This is a genomic window from Bacillus mesophilum (assembly GCF_008923265.1).
Classification (GTDB): Bacteria; Bacillota; Bacilli; order Bacillales; family Cytobacillaceae; genus Cytobacillus; species Cytobacillus mesophilum.
Genome location: NZ_WBOT01000003.1, coordinates 281,052 through 301,444, shown reverse-complemented (window position 1 = coordinate 301,444; position 20,393 = coordinate 281,052). Strand labels below are relative to the sequence as shown.

General features: G+C 38.6%; 18 protein-coding genes. 11 read left to right on the top strand and 7 right to left on the bottom strand.

All coding sequences use genetic code 11. The annotated features are described in order from the left end of the window. The first annotated feature begins 57 nt into the window (after positions 1-57). Positions 58-816 (top strand): GntR family transcriptional regulator, encoded by a 759-nt coding sequence (locus F7732_RS11115; RefSeq protein WP_151573934.1) that lies wholly within the window; start codon positions 58-60, stop codon positions 814-816. Between the two features lie 113 nt (positions 817-929). Here the strand turns inward: F7732_RS11115 and F7732_RS11110 are convergent, their stop codons facing one another. Continuing rightward, entirely contained in the window at positions 930-1,529 is a 600-nt protein-coding gene (locus F7732_RS11110; protein ID WP_151573933.1) for a transposase, read from the bottom strand. A gap of 276 nt (positions 1,530-1,805) precedes the next feature. Here F7732_RS11110 and F7732_RS11105 point away from each other — a divergent pair, with 276 nt between their 5' ends. The 7 genes from F7732_RS11105 to F7732_RS11075 all read left to right on the top strand — a co-directional run bounded on the left by F7732_RS11105 (position 1,806) and on the right by F7732_RS11075 (position 12,137). Then, a complete protein-coding gene (locus F7732_RS11105; RefSeq protein ID WP_151573932.1) occupies positions 1,806-3,161 on the top strand; it encodes a sodium/glutamate symporter in 1,356 nt (451 codons plus the stop codon). Positions 3,162-3,373: 212 nt separating this feature from the next. Further along, on the top strand, positions 3,374-4,375 hold the full coding sequence (locus F7732_RS11100; RefSeq protein ID WP_151573931.1) for a GTPase: 1,002 nt from the start codon (positions 3,374-3,376) through the stop codon (positions 4,373-4,375). A 255-nt stretch (positions 4,376-4,630) separates the two neighbouring features. Continuing rightward, positions 4,631-7,069, top strand: a complete 2,439-nt coding sequence (locus F7732_RS11095; RefSeq protein WP_151573930.1) for an EAL domain-containing protein — start codon at positions 4,631-4,633, stop codon at positions 7,067-7,069. Between the two features lie 321 nt (positions 7,070-7,390). After that, the gene (locus tag F7732_RS11090; protein ID WP_151573929.1) at positions 7,391-7,747 is read left to right on the top strand and encodes a hypothetical protein; all 357 of its coding nucleotides are present in this window, start codon (positions 7,391-7,393) and stop codon (positions 7,745-7,747) included. A 233-nt stretch (positions 7,748-7,980) separates the two neighbouring features. Then, positions 7,981-10,410, top strand: coding sequence for an EAL domain-containing protein (locus tag F7732_RS11085; protein ID WP_151573928.1), 2,430 nt, complete (start codon positions 7,981-7,983; stop codon positions 10,408-10,410). Between the two features lie 584 nt (positions 10,411-10,994). Then, positions 10,995-11,573, top strand: a complete 579-nt coding sequence (locus F7732_RS11080; RefSeq protein ID WP_151573927.1) for a competence protein ComK — start codon at positions 10,995-10,997, stop codon at positions 11,571-11,573. Positions 11,574-11,714: 141 nt separating this feature from the next. After that, complete coding sequence (locus F7732_RS11075; RefSeq protein WP_151573926.1) at positions 11,715-12,137, top strand: VanZ family protein; 423 nt, start codon at positions 11,715-11,717, stop codon at positions 12,135-12,137. 132 nt (positions 12,138-12,269) lie between these two features. Here the strand turns inward: F7732_RS11075 and F7732_RS11070 are convergent, their stop codons facing one another. The 4 genes from F7732_RS11070 to F7732_RS11055 form a co-directional block, all read right to left on the bottom strand. After that, the gene (locus F7732_RS11070) at positions 12,270-12,488 is read right to left on the bottom strand and encodes a hypothetical protein (RefSeq protein ID WP_151573925.1); all 219 of its coding nucleotides are present in this window, start codon (positions 12,486-12,488) and stop codon (positions 12,270-12,272) included. Positions 12,489-12,942: 454 nt separating this feature from the next. Then, on the bottom strand, positions 12,943-14,046 hold the full coding sequence (locus tag F7732_RS11065) for a plasmid pRiA4b ORF-3 family protein (protein WP_151573924.1): 1,104 nt from the start codon (positions 14,044-14,046) through the stop codon (positions 12,943-12,945). Between the two features lie 197 nt (positions 14,047-14,243). Further along, entirely contained in the window at positions 14,244-14,897 is a 654-nt protein-coding gene (locus F7732_RS11060; protein ID WP_151573923.1) for a hypothetical protein, read from the bottom strand. A 417-nt stretch (positions 14,898-15,314) separates the two neighbouring features. Next, positions 15,315-15,611: a hypothetical protein gene (locus F7732_RS11055; RefSeq protein ID WP_151573922.1), complete on the bottom strand. Its 297-nt coding sequence runs from the start codon at positions 15,609-15,611 to the stop codon at positions 15,315-15,317. 379 nt (positions 15,612-15,990) lie between these two features. On the opposite strand from F7732_RS11055, the gene F7732_RS11050 reads away from it, so the two are divergent. The 3 genes from F7732_RS11050 (at position 15,991) to F7732_RS11040 (ending at position 18,977) form a co-directional block, all read left to right on the top strand. After that, complete coding sequence (locus F7732_RS11050; RefSeq protein WP_151573921.1) at positions 15,991-17,037, top strand: tetratricopeptide repeat protein; 1,047 nt, start codon at positions 15,991-15,993, stop codon at positions 17,035-17,037. A gap of 15 nt (positions 17,038-17,052) precedes the next feature. Beyond that, entirely contained in the window at positions 17,053-17,943 is an 891-nt protein-coding gene (locus tag F7732_RS11045; RefSeq protein WP_151573920.1) for a hypothetical protein, read from the top strand. 191 nt (positions 17,944-18,134) lie between these two features. After that, positions 18,135-18,977: a YwqG family protein gene (locus F7732_RS11040; protein ID WP_151573919.1), complete on the top strand. Its 843-nt coding sequence runs from the start codon at positions 18,135-18,137 to the stop codon at positions 18,975-18,977. A 151-nt stretch (positions 18,978-19,128) separates the two neighbouring features. On the opposite strand, the gene F7732_RS11035 is transcribed toward F7732_RS11040, so the two are convergent. Together F7732_RS11035 and F7732_RS11030 are read right to left on the bottom strand one after the other, a co-directional pair. Continuing rightward, positions 19,129-19,581, bottom strand: coding sequence for a helix-turn-helix domain-containing protein (locus F7732_RS11035; RefSeq protein ID WP_151573918.1), 453 nt, complete (start codon positions 19,579-19,581; stop codon positions 19,129-19,131). Between the two features lie 191 nt (positions 19,582-19,772). Continuing rightward, entirely contained in the window at positions 19,773-20,234 is a 462-nt protein-coding gene (locus F7732_RS11030) for a hypothetical protein (protein WP_151573917.1), read from the bottom strand. Positions 20,235-20,393 lie beyond the last annotated feature (159 nt).

The window sequence follows — 20,393 nt, the reverse complement described above, 5'->3', positions numbered from 1 at the left end:
CATGTAGAGTAAAATTACAAAGTAATAGAAGAAAAAACAGCTATAGGAGAGTATGAAATGAGCCATGAAAAACCGGATGTACAAATAGACGGCCCAGTCCCCCTATACGAGCAAATTAAGGCTGGAATTAAAGAATATGTGAAAAAACACGACCTTAAGGCCGGACAAAAAATACCGAATGAAGCAGAGCTTTGTGACCTATTCGACGTTAGCCGCATTACCATTCGAAGAGCGATCAAAGAACTCGTTGAAGAAGGATTTATTGAGATTATTCGCGGCAAGGGCACCTTTGTCAAAATTGCTAAAAAGGATCTTCATCTTTTAAACCTTAAAGGATTTACAGAAGGATTATCAACCGGGGAAAAGGAGAACAATATTCAAAAAGAGATAAAATATAAAGAAATCATTGAAGATACGTCGGAGATTGCCAAAGCATTTGGCACTGGACACACTTCCTTCTTAAAGCTGATTCGGGTGGTAAAGGATTCCCACGGCCCTTTCAGTGTTGATTTCGCCTACTTCCCCACCAACCTATACCCTGGCATAGAAAGCAAAATCACAGACGATACATCCACCTTTGCGATCATCCGAGAACATTATCACATTAAATTCACCAAAGTAGAAAAAGAAATAGAATACAACCTGCCCACCCAAGAAATATGCACATACCTGGGCATAAGCAAAACCACCCCCGTCATCCTAGTAAAAAAAGTCATCTACGGAACCTACGGAACACCCGTGCACTACTCCAGATACTACCTAATTGGAGAACGTGTTAAATTTTTTATTGACGCAGAATACGACGTGTCACAGTGACGTCCCGGAATTTGTCGAATTTTTGCAAACAAAAAACTAGCAGTATAGCATTAGGTACTGCTAGTTCCTCTATTATATTTTTAGTCCTACTCCCCTTAAAATACTAGTCAATCTCATCTGTCTGACCATACATTTTTACTTTTATGTGAAATCCTTCGTAAGCCTTGATTATTCTCTTTCAAAAACTGAAAATACTGCTCCCTTTTTTCTTCTTTAGTACCCTCGAAATAATTTAGTATGCAGTCAATATTTAGGTAGCGCGGTGTTTCCATATCAGTCATAAAGTATTGCATACTACTCCATGGATATTGATCAGGACTCTCCACCATATGAGCTTCTACTGGATTCAGGTGAATATAGCGGCTGACCGCTAACATCGATCTTTGGTCAACCAGGATGTCATCAAAAAATCTTTTTTCATACACATGGCCTGTCAGTTTGTATCTCGCATTGTAGTAGTTTGCGTATTTCTTATTAATCAGGGCCATTAATTTGCTGATGGAAATGACTTGAGAACGGAGCTGCAGGTGGTAGTGGTTGTTCATGAGGCAATAAGAGGTAATTTCGAAGGGGTATTTTTCGTAAATGTCGTCCAGATTGTAAAAGAAAGCATCATAATCTTCCCAGTCCATAAACAAAGGATCCCGGCGGTTTCCTCTGCTCACAACATGATAATGACATTCTGGTACATATATTCTTTTTTTGTACGGCATTAAACTGTTTCCACATCCTTTTTGAAATATTAAATTTGATTAAACTTGCTGGGAATTTTTTAACATGAAACTTATCAAAAAGGAAACAACTAATTGGGGAGCCTAGCTTATACATTCAACACTAACAGTTTATCTCCTCTAAGCTAGAGAATAAATCTTCATTACATGGAGGAATATCGACAAAAACCACGATTTTTCGGGTGGTCACTGTGACGCCCCGAATAAAATAATGTATACTTAAAAGTGAATCTAGTTTACATAAAAGGGGGAGTCAGTTTGACAGAATTCACAATTTGGGGTTTTTTAGTTGATTTCAGTTTGATGTCCGGGTTGATCTTACTTGGAACCATTTTAAGAGCGAAGGTTAAATTCCTGCAGGCGTTGTTCTTGCCAGCTAGTATTATTGGAGGATTTATCGGACTAGCTCTTGGTCCATTCGGCGCAGATCTGCTGCCATTTTCCGATCAATTTTCATCATACCCAGGATTATTAATCGCCTTTATTTTTGCAGCCATTCCAATCGGCGCTGCGAAAGTACAAATTAGAGAAATTATCCATCGAGTTCGGGAAATGTGGTCTTACTCCATGCTTCTGACTACATTGATGTGGGGCGGTGGTGCTCTCTTTGGTCTAGTTGTCATTAACCAAGTATTTCAAGACTTGCCTAGCGGATTTGGAATCATTTTAGGAGCCGGCTTTGTGGGCGGGCATGGAACAGCCGCAGCCATTGGAGATGGTTTCGCACAATATGGCTGGGACGAAGCCATGACACTTGGCATGACATCTGCCACGATCGGTCTATTAGTAGCTGTCATCGGCGGGCTTATTCTTGTTAAAAGAGGAACACAAAAAGGACATACACAATTTATTTCCAGCTTCAAAGACCTTCCAACTGAACTGCGTACAGGGCTAATCCCCGCTTCAAAACGCGTACATATGGGTACAGAAACCTTTTCTCCTAGTGCTATTGATCCTTTAGTTCTGCATATTTCGATCATATTTTTTGTAGTTGGTGCAGCTTACTGGCTGACAGAAAGACTCGGCGAGCTTATTCCGGTCATTTCGATTCCATTGCTGAGTGTTGCCTTTGTGGTCGGGCTACTCTTCCAATTTGTTATGCGTAAAACAAAAGCAGATTCCTACATCGACCAGCGTGTGATGGATCGGATCGGCGGAAGTGCTACAGATTATTTAGTTGTGAGCGGAATCGCCTCGATTAATTTAACGGTCGTTCTTGATTATGCTGTTCCACTGATTTTACTATTTGTATTCGGTATCATTTGGGCTTACCTCATGTTCCGTTTTATTGGACCGAACATTTTTAGAAACTACTGGTTTGAGAAATCATTATTTGGCTGGGGCTGGAGTACAGGAACAGTCGCAATGGGCCTAGCATTATTGCGCATCGTTGATCCTGAATTAAAAAGCAAAACCATTGATGATTATGCCTTGGCCTATATCGGCATGGTTCCGGTAGAAGTCGCCATCATCACCTTTGCGCCAATACTGGCCTTCTCTGGATTGCCATGGGTCACACCAATCGTTCTTCTGATTACCGCAGCTATTATTGTTGTAGTTCATAAGCGTGCAGGGGTTTGGGGCAGGAGAGTGTTGGACTCGAAGCAGGAATAAGTGGGTTTAGGCTGGGTTTTGGGGACAGGTTCCTCGACCCATTTCTCTGTGGGTTTGAGGGACAGATTCCTTGACCCACGTTTCTCGCTTGGTTGAAAAGAGCCTTCCCATTAGACGGGAAGGCTCTTTTTTTCGACAAATTCCGGGGCGTAACTGTGACAAGTGCAAATTTCGAGCATATTTGCTAAAATTTTGTAAAAGGAGTGACGAATATGACAGATTTTAAATTCAATGAAAATGATTTCAACAAAGCCTATGATGATGAGATGAAAAAAGTAAATGATCAGCTTGAGAAAGAAATTGTTTTTGCCATGATTGGTGATGTAAATGCAGGGAAATCTTCTACATTAAACCGATTAATTGGAGAAGAAGTCGCTTCTGTTGGAGCCGAGCCAGGAGAAACTGTCATTGTAAAGAAGTATCCATACAAAGACAAAATCATATTTGCTGACACACCTGGATTAGATGATATCAATCATAAAAATTCCGAAGAAACGCTGAAGTTTTATAAAGAGGCAGATGTCATCTTATTTTTCTTAAATGCTGCAGGAACGGTGTTTTCCGAAGGTGAAAAGAAGCATTTTGATAGTATAAGAAAAGTAAACAAGAATATCATCTTTGTTTTGAATAAAATAGATGCTGCTGAGGACATTCCTAATCTTGTAAAATATGTACAAGATAAAACAAACTACGATTTTAAAGTGACACCGATTTCCTCAAGAACTGGGCAAAATGTTGATATGCTTAGAAATGCTATCTTGGATATCCTTAAAGAAAAAAATAAAGACATTCTCTTTGCCAGGCAAATCAAAGAAAAGTCTTCGACAGCGAACAAATGGATCCTAGCAGCTGCCTCATCTGCTGGTGCAGTAGGCGCCATGCCACTTCCTGGTTCAGATATTATTCCGCTTACCAGTATTCAAGTGGGGCTAATGGTAAAGCTAGCAACTTTATACGAAAAGCCGCTATCTAAAGATCGGGCAAAAGAACTGGCCATCGCAACATTCGCAGGGAATATAGGCAAAAGCTTATTCAGACAAGCAGTGAAATTTGTTCCTGGCGCAGGCTCTGTGGCAGGTGCAGGCATAGCCGGCAGTATGACACTCGGATTAGGATATGCCATTAAATATGCGTATGAACATGACATTGAACTGAATGCCGAAATCTTAAAAACTCTTTCCAAGTCTTTTATGAAGGATAAGGTTGAATCTTAAAAAAGCTAACAGATGTTAGCTTTTTTATTTTGAGGATGGGTTTTGGGGACAGGTTCCTCAGCCCATTCGGCCTTGTTTTTCTTTTCGTTTACTAATACCATTTAGACCCCAACACCGTTCGACAAATTCCGAGGCGTCACTGTGACGCACAAACCAAACAGGAACAATCTTCCACCCCATATTCTACTAAATTAATTATATAATGTGCTAAGGACAAAAGTACCACTTACGCATCTAAGATCAGGAGGATCGTCCATGGTGAATTTACTATTTTATTTACTTGTTTGCTGTGTGATTTGTGTTTTTATAATGAATATAAATATTTATGCAGCAAGTGCAAGTGCTGGGAAGAAGTTGCATGAGGTATTTTATATGCTATTTTTAGCTCTCCTAAGCAGCGTTATTATTTCCTTTATTCCCTACATATCTCTTTTAAGTATGAAAGTCATTATACTATCAGATGAAAGTATATTTCTTACTTTAAAGAATAGTATTTATACCTATATTTTTAGCTTCATTACCTTCTTCCTTTTGAATACAATTGGAAAATTCACTATAAATCCATTAAAAGCCGTCACCAATCGGAAGAAGGGAATTCTCCCCTATCTTTTATTAAGCGGGATGGTTGCCGCCTTTATTTTACTTTATATACATTATTTACTAGGGAGCGTTTATTCTATCTCCATTCATATGAACGGAAAAATTATTACTTACTCTGCCGTACTCTTAACAGCATCGATCTATAATATTGCAAGGATTTTCGAGCACCTTCATATAGACAGATTAATGTTCAATAGAACAAACACTTATACAAAGAGTTCTGTTTTCTTTATCGTATTTAGCATTTCGTACGCTTCTACTATTTATCTTTTTATAGAAAGTCTAGTTGACGGATTAAACTTCTCTATGGCACTCATTGCTATAAGCAGCTTGCTTATATTGTTTATTATCACCATCAATTATATTGAAAACCAAATGATCTATCAGCATGGCCTTGTAGAGAGTCAAAATATGAAATTAAAAATAAATGAACAGCAATATAGATCATTATTTCAATACAATCCTGATGCTATTTTCATTTTAGATTTGGAAGGGAATCTTAAAGAAGTGAACCCCTCCGTTTTCCCTTTAACAGGCTACACATCAGAGGAAATTCTGCAACTCAAAATAAATGAGTTATTGTATAAGGATGAAACCGAGAAATTAAGTATATTACTTCATCAGATAAAAAAAGGAAGCAGCATTAGTTTTGAGACCTTTATCATTGCTAAAAATAAAGAAATCGTAAATCTCCAAGTGACAGCATCACAAATCAATATCGATGATTCTCTTACAGGCATATATGTCATTGCCCAGGATGTTACAGAACAAAATAAAGTTCAAAAAAGGGTAAACTTCTTGGCATACCATGATGAACTCACCGGACTACTGAACCGACGGGCAATATATAAAGAAGTAGACGACCAGATTAAAAAAGACAGCTTTTTTGCGACCATACTAATTGATGTGGATTTGTTCAAAGATATTAACGACCATCTCGGTCATGCTGCTGGGGATACGTTATTAAAATTAATTACCATGAGATTAAAATATGCAGTCCAGAAAAATGGCCTCATTGCCAGACTTGGCGGGGATGAATTTTTAGTCTGTTTAACCGAGGTCACAAACGCTAATGAAGTAAAAAAAATAATAGAAGAGATTCAGCTAGAGATGCAGAAAACCTTTCATTTAGAAGGACAGCAGAAGGAAATTACGTTAAGTATGGGAATTTCCTATTATCCGAAAGATGGACAAGACTATCATAAATTAATTAAACATGCAGATATGGCCATGTATGCTGCAAAAAAAGCTGGCCGCAATAATTACTCAGAGTATAAAGAATCTCTAGAGGAAAATATGCTCTCCAAAATCACAATGTATGAGGAATTGAAAGTTGCGATTGAAGAAGAACAATTTGAACTATATTATCAACCTAAACACAGTGCTAAGGATAAGAAAATTGTTGGTGCAGAAGCATTGATACGCTGGCAGCATCCTACTAAAGGCTTTGTCAGTCCTGGTGATTTTATCCCTTTAGCAGAAGAAACAAATTTAATCATTCAATTAGGCAAATGGATTATTAGACAAGCGCTTAAGCAATATAGTGATTGGGTAAAAGGTGCTTCAACCGAGTGTCATATATCCATAAATATATCTCCCAAGCAATTCATTGATCCTAACTTTGTTCCTTTTCTTATGAAAAGCTTGAAGGAATTCTCTGTTTCTCCCAGCAAAATAGATATTGAGATCACCGAAAGTTTGGCGATTGAGAATACCGAACTCACCATTGAAAAAATTAAAATTCTCAAAGATCTAGGTGTGCAAATCACGATGGATGACTTTGGCACAGGCTATACATCCTTAACGATCTTATCGAAATTCCCATTAGATCGAATTAAGATTGATCAATCCTTTATTCGAGACCTTCCCAACCATCAAAGACATGCCGCTATTGTCCAATCTTTGATATCAATAGCAAGAAACCTTGGGATCCAAGTAACAGCAGAAGGAGTAGAAAACGAGGATCAGCTGCAATGCCTTCGTGAGTGGGAATGCGATGAGATTCAAGGTTTCTTCTATAGCAAACCATTGCCGGCTAGTGCGTTTATAGAATATTGGGTGGAGCATAATAAAGATCTTAAATCCGGGGCGTAGTAGTTCGGGGCGTCACAGTGACGCCCCGAAACGCCCCGAACTATGTCGATGAATCTGTGGGTTATGGGGACAGGAACCTTGACCCATTATTTCATATAGAGGTACTCTCGGTAGTTAGACAATTAGTTACCTTATTTTGGTTATAGCTTAAAAGGAAGATCTCTGTATAATTAGGTTTGGGGAAATAAGACAAAAGAACTAAAGTTGACGGATCGCCGTATGTGATGAAAGTCACCTGTACGGTGAAGGCTCGTTATAAAGCGAAGAAAGCTATAAGACGAGAATAGCATAGTAACTGTCCCAACAGCAGGACAATTTTCTTTGATCGAAGGCGCAACAACTACAAGTATTTTTACATCTACTTTTAAACCAACTACAGAGTTTAAAAATGGAAGTATCATTTTCCAGGCTAACTTTCAATGGGATGCGAATGACATGGTCTTGTTAGATGGTGCTTGGACTAAAATTTCAGAGCTAACTGTTGCTAACGCTACAATTAGCGAAGACTCCAAAACGTTAACATTAACAAATGTAAATACCACTAATGAAATACGCGGAAGAGCCTCTACAAATATTGTACAAGGGCAGCCATATGAAGTTACAATGATTGTTGATGCAGATGGAAGTGGCAATCAATACTCTCCTGTTTCTCAAAAGCTACCAGTTTCAATGAAATAAACCCTTCTTCATAAAAACCTCACCAATTGGTGAGGTTTTTCTATTTTCGACAAATTCCGAGGCATTCCGGGGCGTCACTGTGACGCCCCGAACCACGCCGCGCCCCATGCCCGGACTACGCCCCCGAACCACCCCACCAAAATGCCCAAAAACACCAATTTCCTCCAAAATAATATATAATCATCACAGGTCTAAAGTACTGATTTAGCATCTAAGAAATAGGAGGAAAGTCCATGATGAGTCTTATATTGTTTTTGGTTGTGTGTTCGGTCATTTGTGTGTCGCTGCTGAATCTCAATCTGTATTCGACAAAAATGAGTTTGGGAAGGAAAATGCCAGAGGTTTTGTATACACTGTTTTTAGCGGTATTATGCGGTTTTATTATTTCAATAATTCCCTATATTACACTTTTAAATATGAAACTATTAAAACTATCAGATGTCAGTTTCATCCTTACGGTAAAAAATAGTTTTTATACAGTTGTATTTTGCTTTATCAGTTTTTGGCTTTTGAGTGTGATTGGAAAAGTGGCATTAAAGCCATCTAAAGATGAAACCAATAAGAAGAAGGGAATCCTTCCTTATCTGATTTTAAGCGGAATAGTAGCTTCTTTTATTCTCCTGTATATTGTGTATCTGCTAGAAAACGTCTATTTTATCCCGATTGATGTAACGCCTCAGAATTTTACATATACAGTTGTTCTCTTAACTTCTACCACTTATAATTTGGCGAGAATTTTTGAGCATCTTCATATAGACCGCTTCTTGTTAAATCAGCGAAATACATATGCAAAGAGTTCCCTATTTTTCACCGTATACAGCATTGCTTATTCTTCAACTCTTTATGTTTTTATAGAAGGTTTGGTGGATGACTTAAACTTCCCCATGACGATCATTTCGTTAACCAGTTTGCTTGTCTTATTCATGATTACCATCAATTATATTGAACATCAGCTCATGTACCAGCATGGCTTAACAGAAGAACAGCATATGAAATTAAAGATAAACGAACAGCAATATCGCTCATTGTTTCAATATAATCCAGATGCCATTTTTATTGTGGATTTGGAAGGAAACTTCAAAGATGTTAATCCATCTGTGCTTCTTTTAACAGGCTATACATTAGAAGAAATTTTCCAATTAAGAGCTGAGGATATATTATATGGAGGTGAAATGGAAAAGATAAAGAGTTTCGTTCGTGAAACATTGAAGGGCAGCAGTGTCTGTTTCGAGACCTTTATTCTTACGAAAAATAAAGAAGTGGTTAATCTGAGAGTAACCGCCACACATATTAAAGTGAACGATTCAATCACAGGATTTTATGCGATTGCTCAGGATGTAACTGAACAAAATAAAACTCAAAAAAAGGTAAATTACTTGGCTTATCATGACGAGCTCACCGGGCTTCCGAACCGAAGGGCAATATCTAATGAAGTAAAAGAGCAAATGAAAAAAAGCCCATTTTTTGCGACTATCCTCATTGATGTGGACATGTTTAAAGATATTAATGATCATCTCGGCCATTCGGCTGGAGATACGTTATTGAAACTGATAACTCTAAGATTAAAAAAGACGGTCAAGAAGAAAGGACTCATAGGCAGACTTGGCGGGGATGAGTTTTTGGTCTGTTTAACGGATGTACATACGAATGAAGAAGTAAAAAAGATCGCAGAAGAAATTCAGCTGGTGATGCAGATTCCGTTTGAAATTGAAGGGCAGTTTAAAGAAATCACTCTAAGCATGGGGATTACCTATTATCCAAAAGACGGTCAAGATTATGATACATTAATCAAACATGCAGATATGGCCATGTATGCTGCCAAAAGAGCCGGCAGGAATTATTACTCAGAATACAAGGAATCTCTAGAGATTGATATGATATCTAAAATTACCATGACTGAAGAATTAAAGATTGCTATTGAAGAGGAGCAATTTGAGCTCCATTACCAACCTAAACACAGTGCAAAGGATGCAAAAATAGTCGGTGCAGAAGCACTGATCCGATGGCACCATCCTACAAAAGGATTTGTCAGCCCAGCAGATTTTATTCCTTTGGCTGAGGAAACAAACTTAATCATTCAGCTAGGCAACTGGATTATTCGTCGAGCCCTGTGTCAATATAGTGAATGGGCAAAAAAAGCTCCTATCGAATTTCAATTATCGATCAATATTTCACCCAAACAATTTATTGATCCTAATTTCATCCCTTTCTTAATGAGCAGTCTAAAAGAGTTCGACGTTCCTGCAGAAAAAATAGATATCGAGATCACCGAGAGTCTAGCAATTGAAAACACAGAATTAACAAAGATGAAAATCAGTATTTTAAAAGAACTAGGCTTCGAGGTCTCCATGGATGACTTCGGTACAGGATATACATCTTTAACTTTCTTATCGAAATTTCCATTAAATCGAATTAAAATTGATCAATCCTTTATTCGCGATCTGCCGGGCAATAAAAGTCACGGCGCAATCGTCCAATCCTTAGTATCAGTAGCCAAAAATTTAGGCATCAAAGCTACTGCAGAAGGAGTCGAAACGGCTGAACAGCTGCAATGTCTTCGGAAATGGGATTGCGATGAGATTCAGGGATACCATTATAGCAAGCCACTGCCTGCGCGGGCGTTTTTGGAGTATTGGAGTGGGTTTCAGGGACAGGTTGTTTGACCCATTTGGCGGTGGTGGGGTGTGGGTTGGGGGGACAGGTTCTTCAACCCACTTCGCTAGGGTGGGTTGAAGGGGACAGGTTCCTTAACCCACTTTCATTCTATAGGTTCACATGCCGTTTCAAGATTCGTAGTGACAGGTCCCTCCCCCTTACAAACTGAAAAGATATGTAGCGTAATCGACAAGAATCGATGTATTTCGGGGCGCTTCGGGGCGTCACTGTGACCAGTCAGACTACACAACCCAACATCCCCAAACAAACCGCACAATCCCCCTCTCGATTCGTCTATATTTTCACAAAATTGTAACTAATTTACGAGGTAAAATTTGGTATGTTAGACATAAGACATTTAGACTAGCTTATTCATATAGCCAGGAACACAATCTTACATATATATGCCTTATCCATTCATAGAACAAAAGAAAGCTAGTCCAGATGCAATGCAGTTATAAAGGTGGTGGAATGTATACAAGAAATGATTCAATCATGAAAACGCAGTTGATGACCGCAGCCTAGGATGTAGTTGGCTTTACAAGCCTTTAGAGACTTTTCAAAGGTTTTATACTAAATAGGAGAGTGAATAATGAACATTATTGATCGTTACGCAGTTAATCACCTTACTAGCTTAATTAAAGGTGAGCACTACATGTACGGACATTTATACACTCGAGTGATAGAAGGTAATAAGACCTTCTTAGTTCGTATGACACCTTTAGAAGTCCTCGAATACACCCTCACCTCTGTCGGCTCAGATTTGAAAGGCGCAACAAAGAGTGCCCGCATCATACTTGGAAAAGGGTATATGACACCCATCATCGTGAACGCATACCAGGAAGTTTGTATGTTTCCTACTCACTCGCCAAAGAGTGATGAATGCATATGGTTTAACCCAAAACATATTATTGACACCAATAGCATTGGCAGCGAGACCATAGTCTTTCTTAGCAACGACTGCACCATTATTGTTAATATCAAAGAATCTACGTTCAACATCAGGCGTTTTAATGGAAAGAACTTACTAGATTCCACCAAAAAGAATGGTATTCAAGTAAATGATATCAGCACTACTGTAACTCCTAAACAGTATCCAATTATTCGAGAAAAAAACGGTAAGTACAATTTCGACGTGTTTAAAAAAATGGATGACAACGAAGAAGAGTAATTTCTTCCTAAACAAAAAGTGAACCAGTCAACGGTTCACTTTTTGTTTACAAGGAAGCTGCACTTGCGACTAATACGTCTAAATTCGTTCCATTCTGTTCATAATGGGTATTTATAATATGCCAGGAGTTGACGGATTAAGATGAAACAAATAGGTTTAACACTTTGGGTGATCGTGATGTGCATAGGTCTTTTCACAAATAATGTAGCTGCATTCTTTATAGAAGGGAACATATCATTTTATATAGACCCCAATCCCTCAGCTGTTCTGTATTTCCCTGCCTACCCTCTAATACAGGCGAGTGCTTTTGAATTGACTGGGCACGCGCTCATGTTTGCAGTATTTACATATCTATTATTTAAAAATATCCCTCGATTTACATTAACTTTGGTTATTTCAATCCTTTTTGCCATCATCACAGAGTTGCTGCAGCCTTTTTTTGGCCGGGGAGCGGATTGGTATGATTTAGGGGCTGATTTTATTGGGATTAACTGTGTTTTGTTATTCTTTTATATAGAGAAAATCTCAGCAAGGAGCTCGATCTCTGCTCCGAAAAATAACTAATTAGAATATCTTCTCCACCACACCAGCCATTTTAAATTCAACCGAGTTGACATAATAAAACCTCACCGGTTATGGTGAGGTTTTTTGTGATAACGAAATGTAGGAAGCAATTCTAAAGTTTAGACCTGAAGCTTAGTTTGCTCCGTTACCAACTGTATATATCTTTACTGTTCCGTCCTCAGCTTTTACAACAACTTTTACCAACGAAGCACTGTTTTGTTCATTGTATACAGGATGTTCTGGTTCAACCTCTGTGGCACTATTGAATTGTGTTTCTGTTGTGATGTCAGAAGAAGCAGAGACTATTTTGAAACTAGCTTTTGAATCATTTACTTGAACTATACTTCTCAAACCAGAGACTTTTCCCATTGGATCGTTTATCGAAAAGATTGCTACAATTATATCATTATGCAAGGTCCCAACAATACCATGCGCCAGATTATTAACAACCCTAATTGCTGTATCGTTACTTACTACTTCGCTATTCTCGCCTTATTCTTCTCAGTATTATAACGAGCCTTCACCGTACAGGCAGCTTTCACTGCATACGGCGATCCGTCAACCGTAGTACTTTTTTCTTATTCCCCTCTATCATTATACATTTCATTCATAAAAAATCATTAATAATAATTACTATGAGCTTAAATTAGCTCTAATAAGGAAGCACTAAATGAAATAGCCCCCTCAGATTTACTTTAATAGAACAGAATGAATAAATAATTAATAGTGACATGAAAATACACTGAATACTTTGCATTGAATAAAGAATCCTCTGACAACCTAATGAGCCGTGGTCCTTCACCACTCATCTCCTCTTCAACAACCAATTCACCCGCTCCAACTCAAACTCCTCATACCCCTGCTCTCTCCCCCACTGCAGCATATGCTGATAATCAGGATCGTTGGGATTCGCTAAGATAGATAGGAAATGTTCGTATCCGAATGTTCCACCGACATCTTCTGGCGGTGTGTTTCCCTGTCCTTCAAGACAGATTGGATGGGGTGCATCATAGTCTTCAATTGTCTTCTCCACCTCTATTTCATGCTTCCAATCATCACCGAAGTCATATGTGTAAGTTAGGAACTGGCGGTCAGGCAGGTACTCCGAAAGTTTTATGCCCGATTCAAGCTTCATTTCATGTTGACTAGGATTATAATATGCCTCTTCACCACAAGCTAGCGTCAGTACAGGTTTTGGAAAGGATGTCACTTGGCCTGACTTCCCTCCCTCATAAAAAGTAAATTCATGAAGATGATAGTCCTTCCATCCGAAGGCGGCTTGAAGGATCTCATGCAGGTCGGTAAATGTCCGATGCAATGGAACAACCAACCGGCGCCAAACATTGTGTCCCTCTAACTGCAGGCTGACTTTTAATTGAACCGCTTTTAGTCGAAAGATCGGTTCTCCGGCAAAAGTCTCAAGGTGTTTAAACAATTCCTCGTGCGGATAAACGTAATCCGTCTTCCCATCGCTGACTAAAAACATACTAGCCAGTTTCCCTGCTTTTGGATTAGAGATTTTTTGAGTTTCCAATTCGTCCGAATACACTTGAACGTACTCGCATCCTTTATTCAGACGTGATACATGAGTACGGTCCTTTGTCTTCGTATACGTAACCTTATGAGCATGATTGATATACCGTTCAATCACCTCTTCTTTAATTCCTTCTTCATGAAGGGCGTCAGAAATCGCTTCTATTATAAGTTCGTCCATTCTTTTAAAATCCTTACTCATTAATCCGTATAAAACAACCGTATATCGGGTTAAATCATTGACCAGCACAACCGTTTTCCGGCGATTAATGGTGAGCAAATTAGCATGCCAGGAAAACAGCGGCTCCTCCTCAAATCCGGATTCAGCTTTCATATTTAATTGGTCTAATAATTTTTTTGTGCATTGAATGAGCATATTTTTTAACTCCTTAAGTGACGATTCTGTTCTAATTTCTTAAATGATTACCAAAATGAAGGTGAACATTGAAGACTCCATAGTTATATCATCCTGATGAAAATTCAGCTCCCTGCTGACTTTTGATTTAACCATACCACACAATTGGTGCCAAACCCGCATAAAAAAAACCCCACCAAAGGTGAGGTCAATTGAACTTAGTTTGTAACTAATACTATTAAATCTTCTACATTATCATGATCAGCTGATGTAAATGTAATAGTCCCATTACCGTTGTTTACTGCTGTATAACCATTAACACCGTTCACACCAATTTCTCCAAATACTTTGTCAGCAACTTCTGCTGCTGTATCTCCACCTTCAACTGCAACAATGAATGTCCGGAATCCAACTTGAACATAAATGGTACCTGTTCCAGTCGTTCCACTTAATTCAAGGGTTGCAATTTCAACGTTGCCGTTGCTGCCATCATGCACTTTCTTAAAAGAAGCAGAATCTAAAATAGCTTGTGGCGTTACACCATCAAGTGCAGTTGTACCTGATTCTGTCCAAGAGAAAGACAGATCCGATTGATTTCCGCTAAGTGTTGATGTGACCATAATATCACTCTTAGCAGTTGAACTATTGTATTCACTTGTCACAACATAATTATCCAACACAAGTTGGTTTGCGAATTTAGATGCCATTTCAGTACTCCACCCATTGCCATTGGCAACTTCAAATGTTTGTGTTGTTGCTGGATTCGCAGTGATTACATTAAAAGTCGCATTCCCTTTAACAAGTTGTCTGGTATTCGAAGTAAGCATGTAAGTCTCATTTTCCGCTTTTACACCTTGCTGTGTTACCGTCATGATACCTGTTACATTTGGACCGCTATTCTCGTCTTATACATTTCTTATATTGTTTTATAACGAGCCTTCACCATACAGGCGACTTTCATCGCATACGGCGATCCATCAAACGTAGTACTTTTTTCTTATTTCCCCTGAATTCTATTATATTTATTATTAAAGAAAAGTCACTTACATAATTCGACAATTTTGCTGAAATGGTTTAATAATCGGTAAAAAAGCTGATTTTCATGAAGTTAATCATAAATGTATTACTAAAACCGCCAGACAAAAGTATACATAATATTGATTTATATTTAATTTTTTAAAATTCCAGTCTCTTTTGTAAGTCAGGATGTAACACAGTTCATATAAATATCGATGTTCCAGAAAAAATGAGTATGAAAAAACCTCACCAATAGGTGAGGTTAATTGTTATTATATCCTTGGAAAATCAATTTCTTCTAGTGACCATGTTTGGGAAGTTGTGATATATGTTGCTTTATACACTAATTGATCTCCATTGTTTCTTTGAACCCCGAATTCAATAGCTACATTCTCAGCTTCTAGCTGAATGTCTACATTAAAAACAAAGTCGTCATAGGCAACTGTTGGATCAGGTCTATCTGGTGTATCAATGAGTAAACCGCTCCAATTCCCAGTCAATTTCATATTAACCGTTTCAGCAAAATCCACTGAAAAGCCAGTCGAATCATTTTTCTCTCCTAGTGTCACTAACGGTGTATCTACGCTATTCTCGTCTTATGCATTATAACGAGCCTTCACCGCACGGGCAGCTTTCACTGCATACGGCGATCCGCCAACATTAGTACTTTTTTCTCATTTCCCCTATATCTATTATATATAACGTTAGTAGATTGTCACTACAATTTTCGACAATTTTCGGATAGACCAAATAATATTTCCCAAGATCTTCTCCAACAATCCCTTATCGCGTCTTTGGTTCTTATTTTGGGTCAAGGAACCTGTCCCCAAAACCCACCTTGTCCCCTCCCTTTTTCTACGATAAAATATGTGTAAAAATGGAGAATTTTTCATCTTAAAATAAATAGAAAGAAACCGGCTTTCGATAAAGCCATAAAAGGGTGAGAACATGGAAACGATGGCAAGACCGCCACTGCTGCAGGTGATGGAAGTTCTTCCGGATCATAAGACAAGAGACTTTGAACTTAAGTTAACGAAGATGGCTGAAGGGCTGGAGGACAGCGAATATAACGAATTACATACCTTCCTCAGCCAAAATATTTATACAACCACCGAGAGTAAAGATATTCTTTTTTCTATTTTCGTGCTGCTGGCCACTTATGCACGGAGAATGAAGAATATCAGTCAATTCAAGGATTTAGTTGAGGTTTATGGAGAGCACTTTGTTGATTATCCGCTTTATCCTCATATCCTCTCACTCTTATATAAAGAAATTGGAACAAATGAGGCCATTGAGCAGGAAATGGCTTTTGCCAGAGAAGCGACACAGAAGCTGCCAAATCAGGTTGGAGTCCTTCATCATTACGCTGAAGCAGTAGTCAATTCAAGAGAACAAGGTCTAGCTGTTAGCACGCAAGATCTAGAGGAAGCCTACCAGACGATCAACCGTGTCGTTCACCTTTCTCCTCGTTATGCCAAGTTTCACTCCACGAAAGGGAGGGTACTGGCAGCACTAGGGAAATACCCGGAGGCCAAAGATGCCATCCGCAAAGCTATTGATATGGAGGAATCTACGAAAAAGGATTATGCGATCCGAATTAATGATTACCTATACCATTTAAATCGCATTCAGACTAATGAGTTTACAGACATGTTTTCTGAAAAAATTACGGTCACTGAAAAAAGCTTAGAGGAATCCAAGGTTGAAGTAGAAGAATCAATTTCGAAGCTAAAATCCGAGAACCTTCAAATGCTTGGTTTCTTTACGGCGATCATTAGTTTTACAATCGGGTCCATGAATCTATTAGAAAATCGAACATTCCTAGAGAGTGCTTTCTTAATTCTTATCCTCTCAAGTTCACTCGTATTAGCGTTCGTCGGATTCGGATTCCTTTTTCCAGTCAAAAAAACAAATCGGCGGAGCACCATTTGGGTTAGCATGGCAGCCGTGGTCACAATTATTGGTTCATTTCTAGCATACTATTTCATAAAATAGGCAGGTGACGGGAACATGAAGATTAGCACAGTGTATACAAAAGGAATTGGCGAAGTAAATGAAGATGCCATAGTCGTTAACAAGGGCGAGGATATTTTCGCCGTTATAGATGGAGCAACAGGTCTCGGTGGACTTTCAGGAGCGATTGCTGCAAATATTATAAAAGAAAGCCTGGAACAAGAGTCTGACCTCTCCCTGCTGGAAAGGGTAAAAGACGGAAATACCAAGCTTCATCAGGCTGTTGAACAGCAATACAAAGACATCTCTTTTGAAGAAATCCCTAAATACAAAAGAAGCTCTTGCGGAATCAGCGCTATTCAAATTCATAGAGATCCAAAGGGAAATCCAGCCTTCCTTGAATATGTGTCGGCGGGTGACTGTATGTTGTTCTTGCAGTTCTCAGATGCTTCTATCCGTCAAGTCACGTACGACCATCTCGACCGCTTAGACCTTGCTGCCATCAGCAAAATTGAAGCCAAATGGAGAAAACTTGAACAAACAGAACCAATTGAAACCCTTTCTCCTGAAAAAATAAAACAGAAACAAACTGAATTCAGACAGGAAGAAGAAGAACTCCTTCGTTCCAACCGCAATAAACTCAATACATATGAAGGCTATGGCATCATTGATGGAGATGAAAACGCCATTGAGTTCTTAGAATCCGGGAAAATTCCTTTAATCGCCATTAAAAAGATTCTATTACTTTCCGATGGGTTAAAAGTTCATGATCATCGAAACTATCCTAGCAAAAACACTTGGATTCAGTCGGCTGATAAAGCCTTTGCCAATGGTCTTGAAACACTGGAACAAGAGATTATCGAAACGGAAACAGAAGACCCGGCATGTATTTATTATCCTCGGTTGAAGCAGCATGATGATAAGTCTGGTGTTTTATTGACGTTATAGGCGGACATTAAGTACCGCAGATTCTGATTGAATTCAGGATCTGCGGTTTTTATTTGTTGAGGCGTTACATTGAAAAGTTATCAATGGGTTAAGGAACCTGTCCCCTAAACCCACCCCAATCCACTTTTTCTCTGTATAATAAAAGTACATAACAACTCAGCAGAAAACGAATCAACTAAGGAGGAGTAAAAATGAATTTAGCCACAGTGCTGGATGAGATGAAGAAAAAGGCAATAAAGCTTGAGCTGCAAACAGACCACAAAGAAGAATTGCCGCTCGGAGCTTCAAAAATCGGTGGAAACCCTGATCTTCCGAAAGACTTCAACTGGTTTTATTATGAGGGAGAAGCATACACCGGTGAAATCAAAAACCGTCCATTGAGTTTTCTGGCACAAATTAATTGTGGGGAAGTCAGAATGTATGATGAAGAAGGTCTGCTTCCGAAGAAAGGCATCCTTTACTTCTTTTATGAACTATTGACGATGACATGGGGTTATGATCCGCAGCACCGAGGAAGTGCAAAAGTTTTTTATTTCGACGGCGACCTTTCAGAATTATCGAGGACACCCTTCCCCGATGATATGGAGAACGAATGTAAGATACCAGAAATCCCCCTTCACTTTAGTCAAAAATACAATGTTCCCGATTATGGGGAATTTATGGAAAGGCATGATTATCGCAATTTGGAAGAATTCTTGGAAGTCAAAGCAGATCTAGGGTATGAACAAGAAGAGGTTATGAGCAAATTACTAGGTTATGCGGATATTATTCAGAATGGCATGCTGCTTCAGTGTGAGCTAGTAACAAATGGGACCGAACTCGGAATGGGTTATCCTGACATGAGCTCAGAAGAATATAAGATCTTGCAGCAAAAGGGCGAGCAATGGCAGCTCTTATTTCAGCTCGATACCGTTATAGAAAATGACTATGAACTCATGTTTGGAGATTCTGGTCGAATCTATTATTATATCAAAAAAGAAGATTTGAAAAACTGCAGGTTTGATGATTGCTGGCTGGTGCTGGAGTGTTATTAGATGGGGTGTTGACTCCAAATCTATTCTGAAAAAATGAAAACAATCCACCAAGCAGCTGTAAATGTTCCATACGCTAGCTTAGTGGGTTGTTTTATTAAACCCAAGTGAGCTTTACATGGGTTAAGGAACCTGTCCCCAAAACCCAATCATATTAATCCTCTTTATATTTATCTTTCACCACTCCTGACCCAATCCCTCCTCCAACCATCAGTAAGAGCGGTCCAAAATTCCAGAAAAATGAACCATCCAGGAAGATGAGTTCTAAAGCAGTAAATTTGTTTAATAGTATGATCCCTATCTTTAGAATTAAAAAAGCAAACCCAATTAAGAATACAACATCAAACAAAAATTTCAGCTTCGGATGAGCTAGCTGTTTACTATCTTTAATGACCTTTTCTGTTAATTCCTCATCGCTCCGCAATAACTCATCAATACTTATTTCAAAGAGATCACTCAAACGAATGATGATTTCAATGCTCGGATAATTCTGGCCATTCTCCCATTTGGAAACTGATTGCCGACTCACAAACAGCTTCTCCGCTAACTCCTCCTGAGACCAGCCTTTATTCTTTCTCTCCATTTTTAATTTTTCACCAAACACCATTTCATTAACCACCCTTTTAACATCTATGATTCCATATTGGTGAAAATTCTATAAAAAGTAAAGATCGTTGTCGTTGCGAGCTGGTGCAACTATTGGGTGCTGGTGGAAAAACGTTGGTATAATAGGGTTTTGCTGTTTGGTGGAAATATTGTGAAATTGAAGAGGCCACCATAAAAGTGACCTCACACCTCTTACAGATTCCTATTAAAGAAAACCACGTTTCCCCTCTTCCTATCAAAAATCTCTTTCAGCCTTAAAAACGGCATATCAGAATCTACCGTCTGCAGCTTTTTCAAGAACATCCTTCCTCTTTCTGTCCCAATAATAAATTCTTCTAATTTCTTGTCATCATAGTGAGGATGAGTAATTTGGTAGTACACAGAAATCCTGGTGAATTCATTCATAAAGCCGAAATTGTCAGCCTGATCATTACTGGCATTATAGATATAATAGTCATACTCTGTATGCAGGTTTTTCACCACACCAAGTCCTAAAATGACGGCCAATTCACTATCCATTTCATGATTTTCAAACTCAAAAGAATGTTCTACTGAATCCTCATCATATGGTGTATCTGTGACCACATCGAAATCTACCCCACAAATCAAATCCTCTGAATCAATTAAAAACAAATCCTTTTTTGGTTTATTCATTGCAAATCCTCCTCGCAAATTTTGTTCATATATTATAAATAAACGGGAGTCTTTGAAATCACACACTATGCAAGAAGGATTACGTTTTCTTTGAAAAGATAAAAAGCATTAATCAGCGTCCTGGTCGCCAAATTTAAGTAACCCACAAAGTTGATGTAT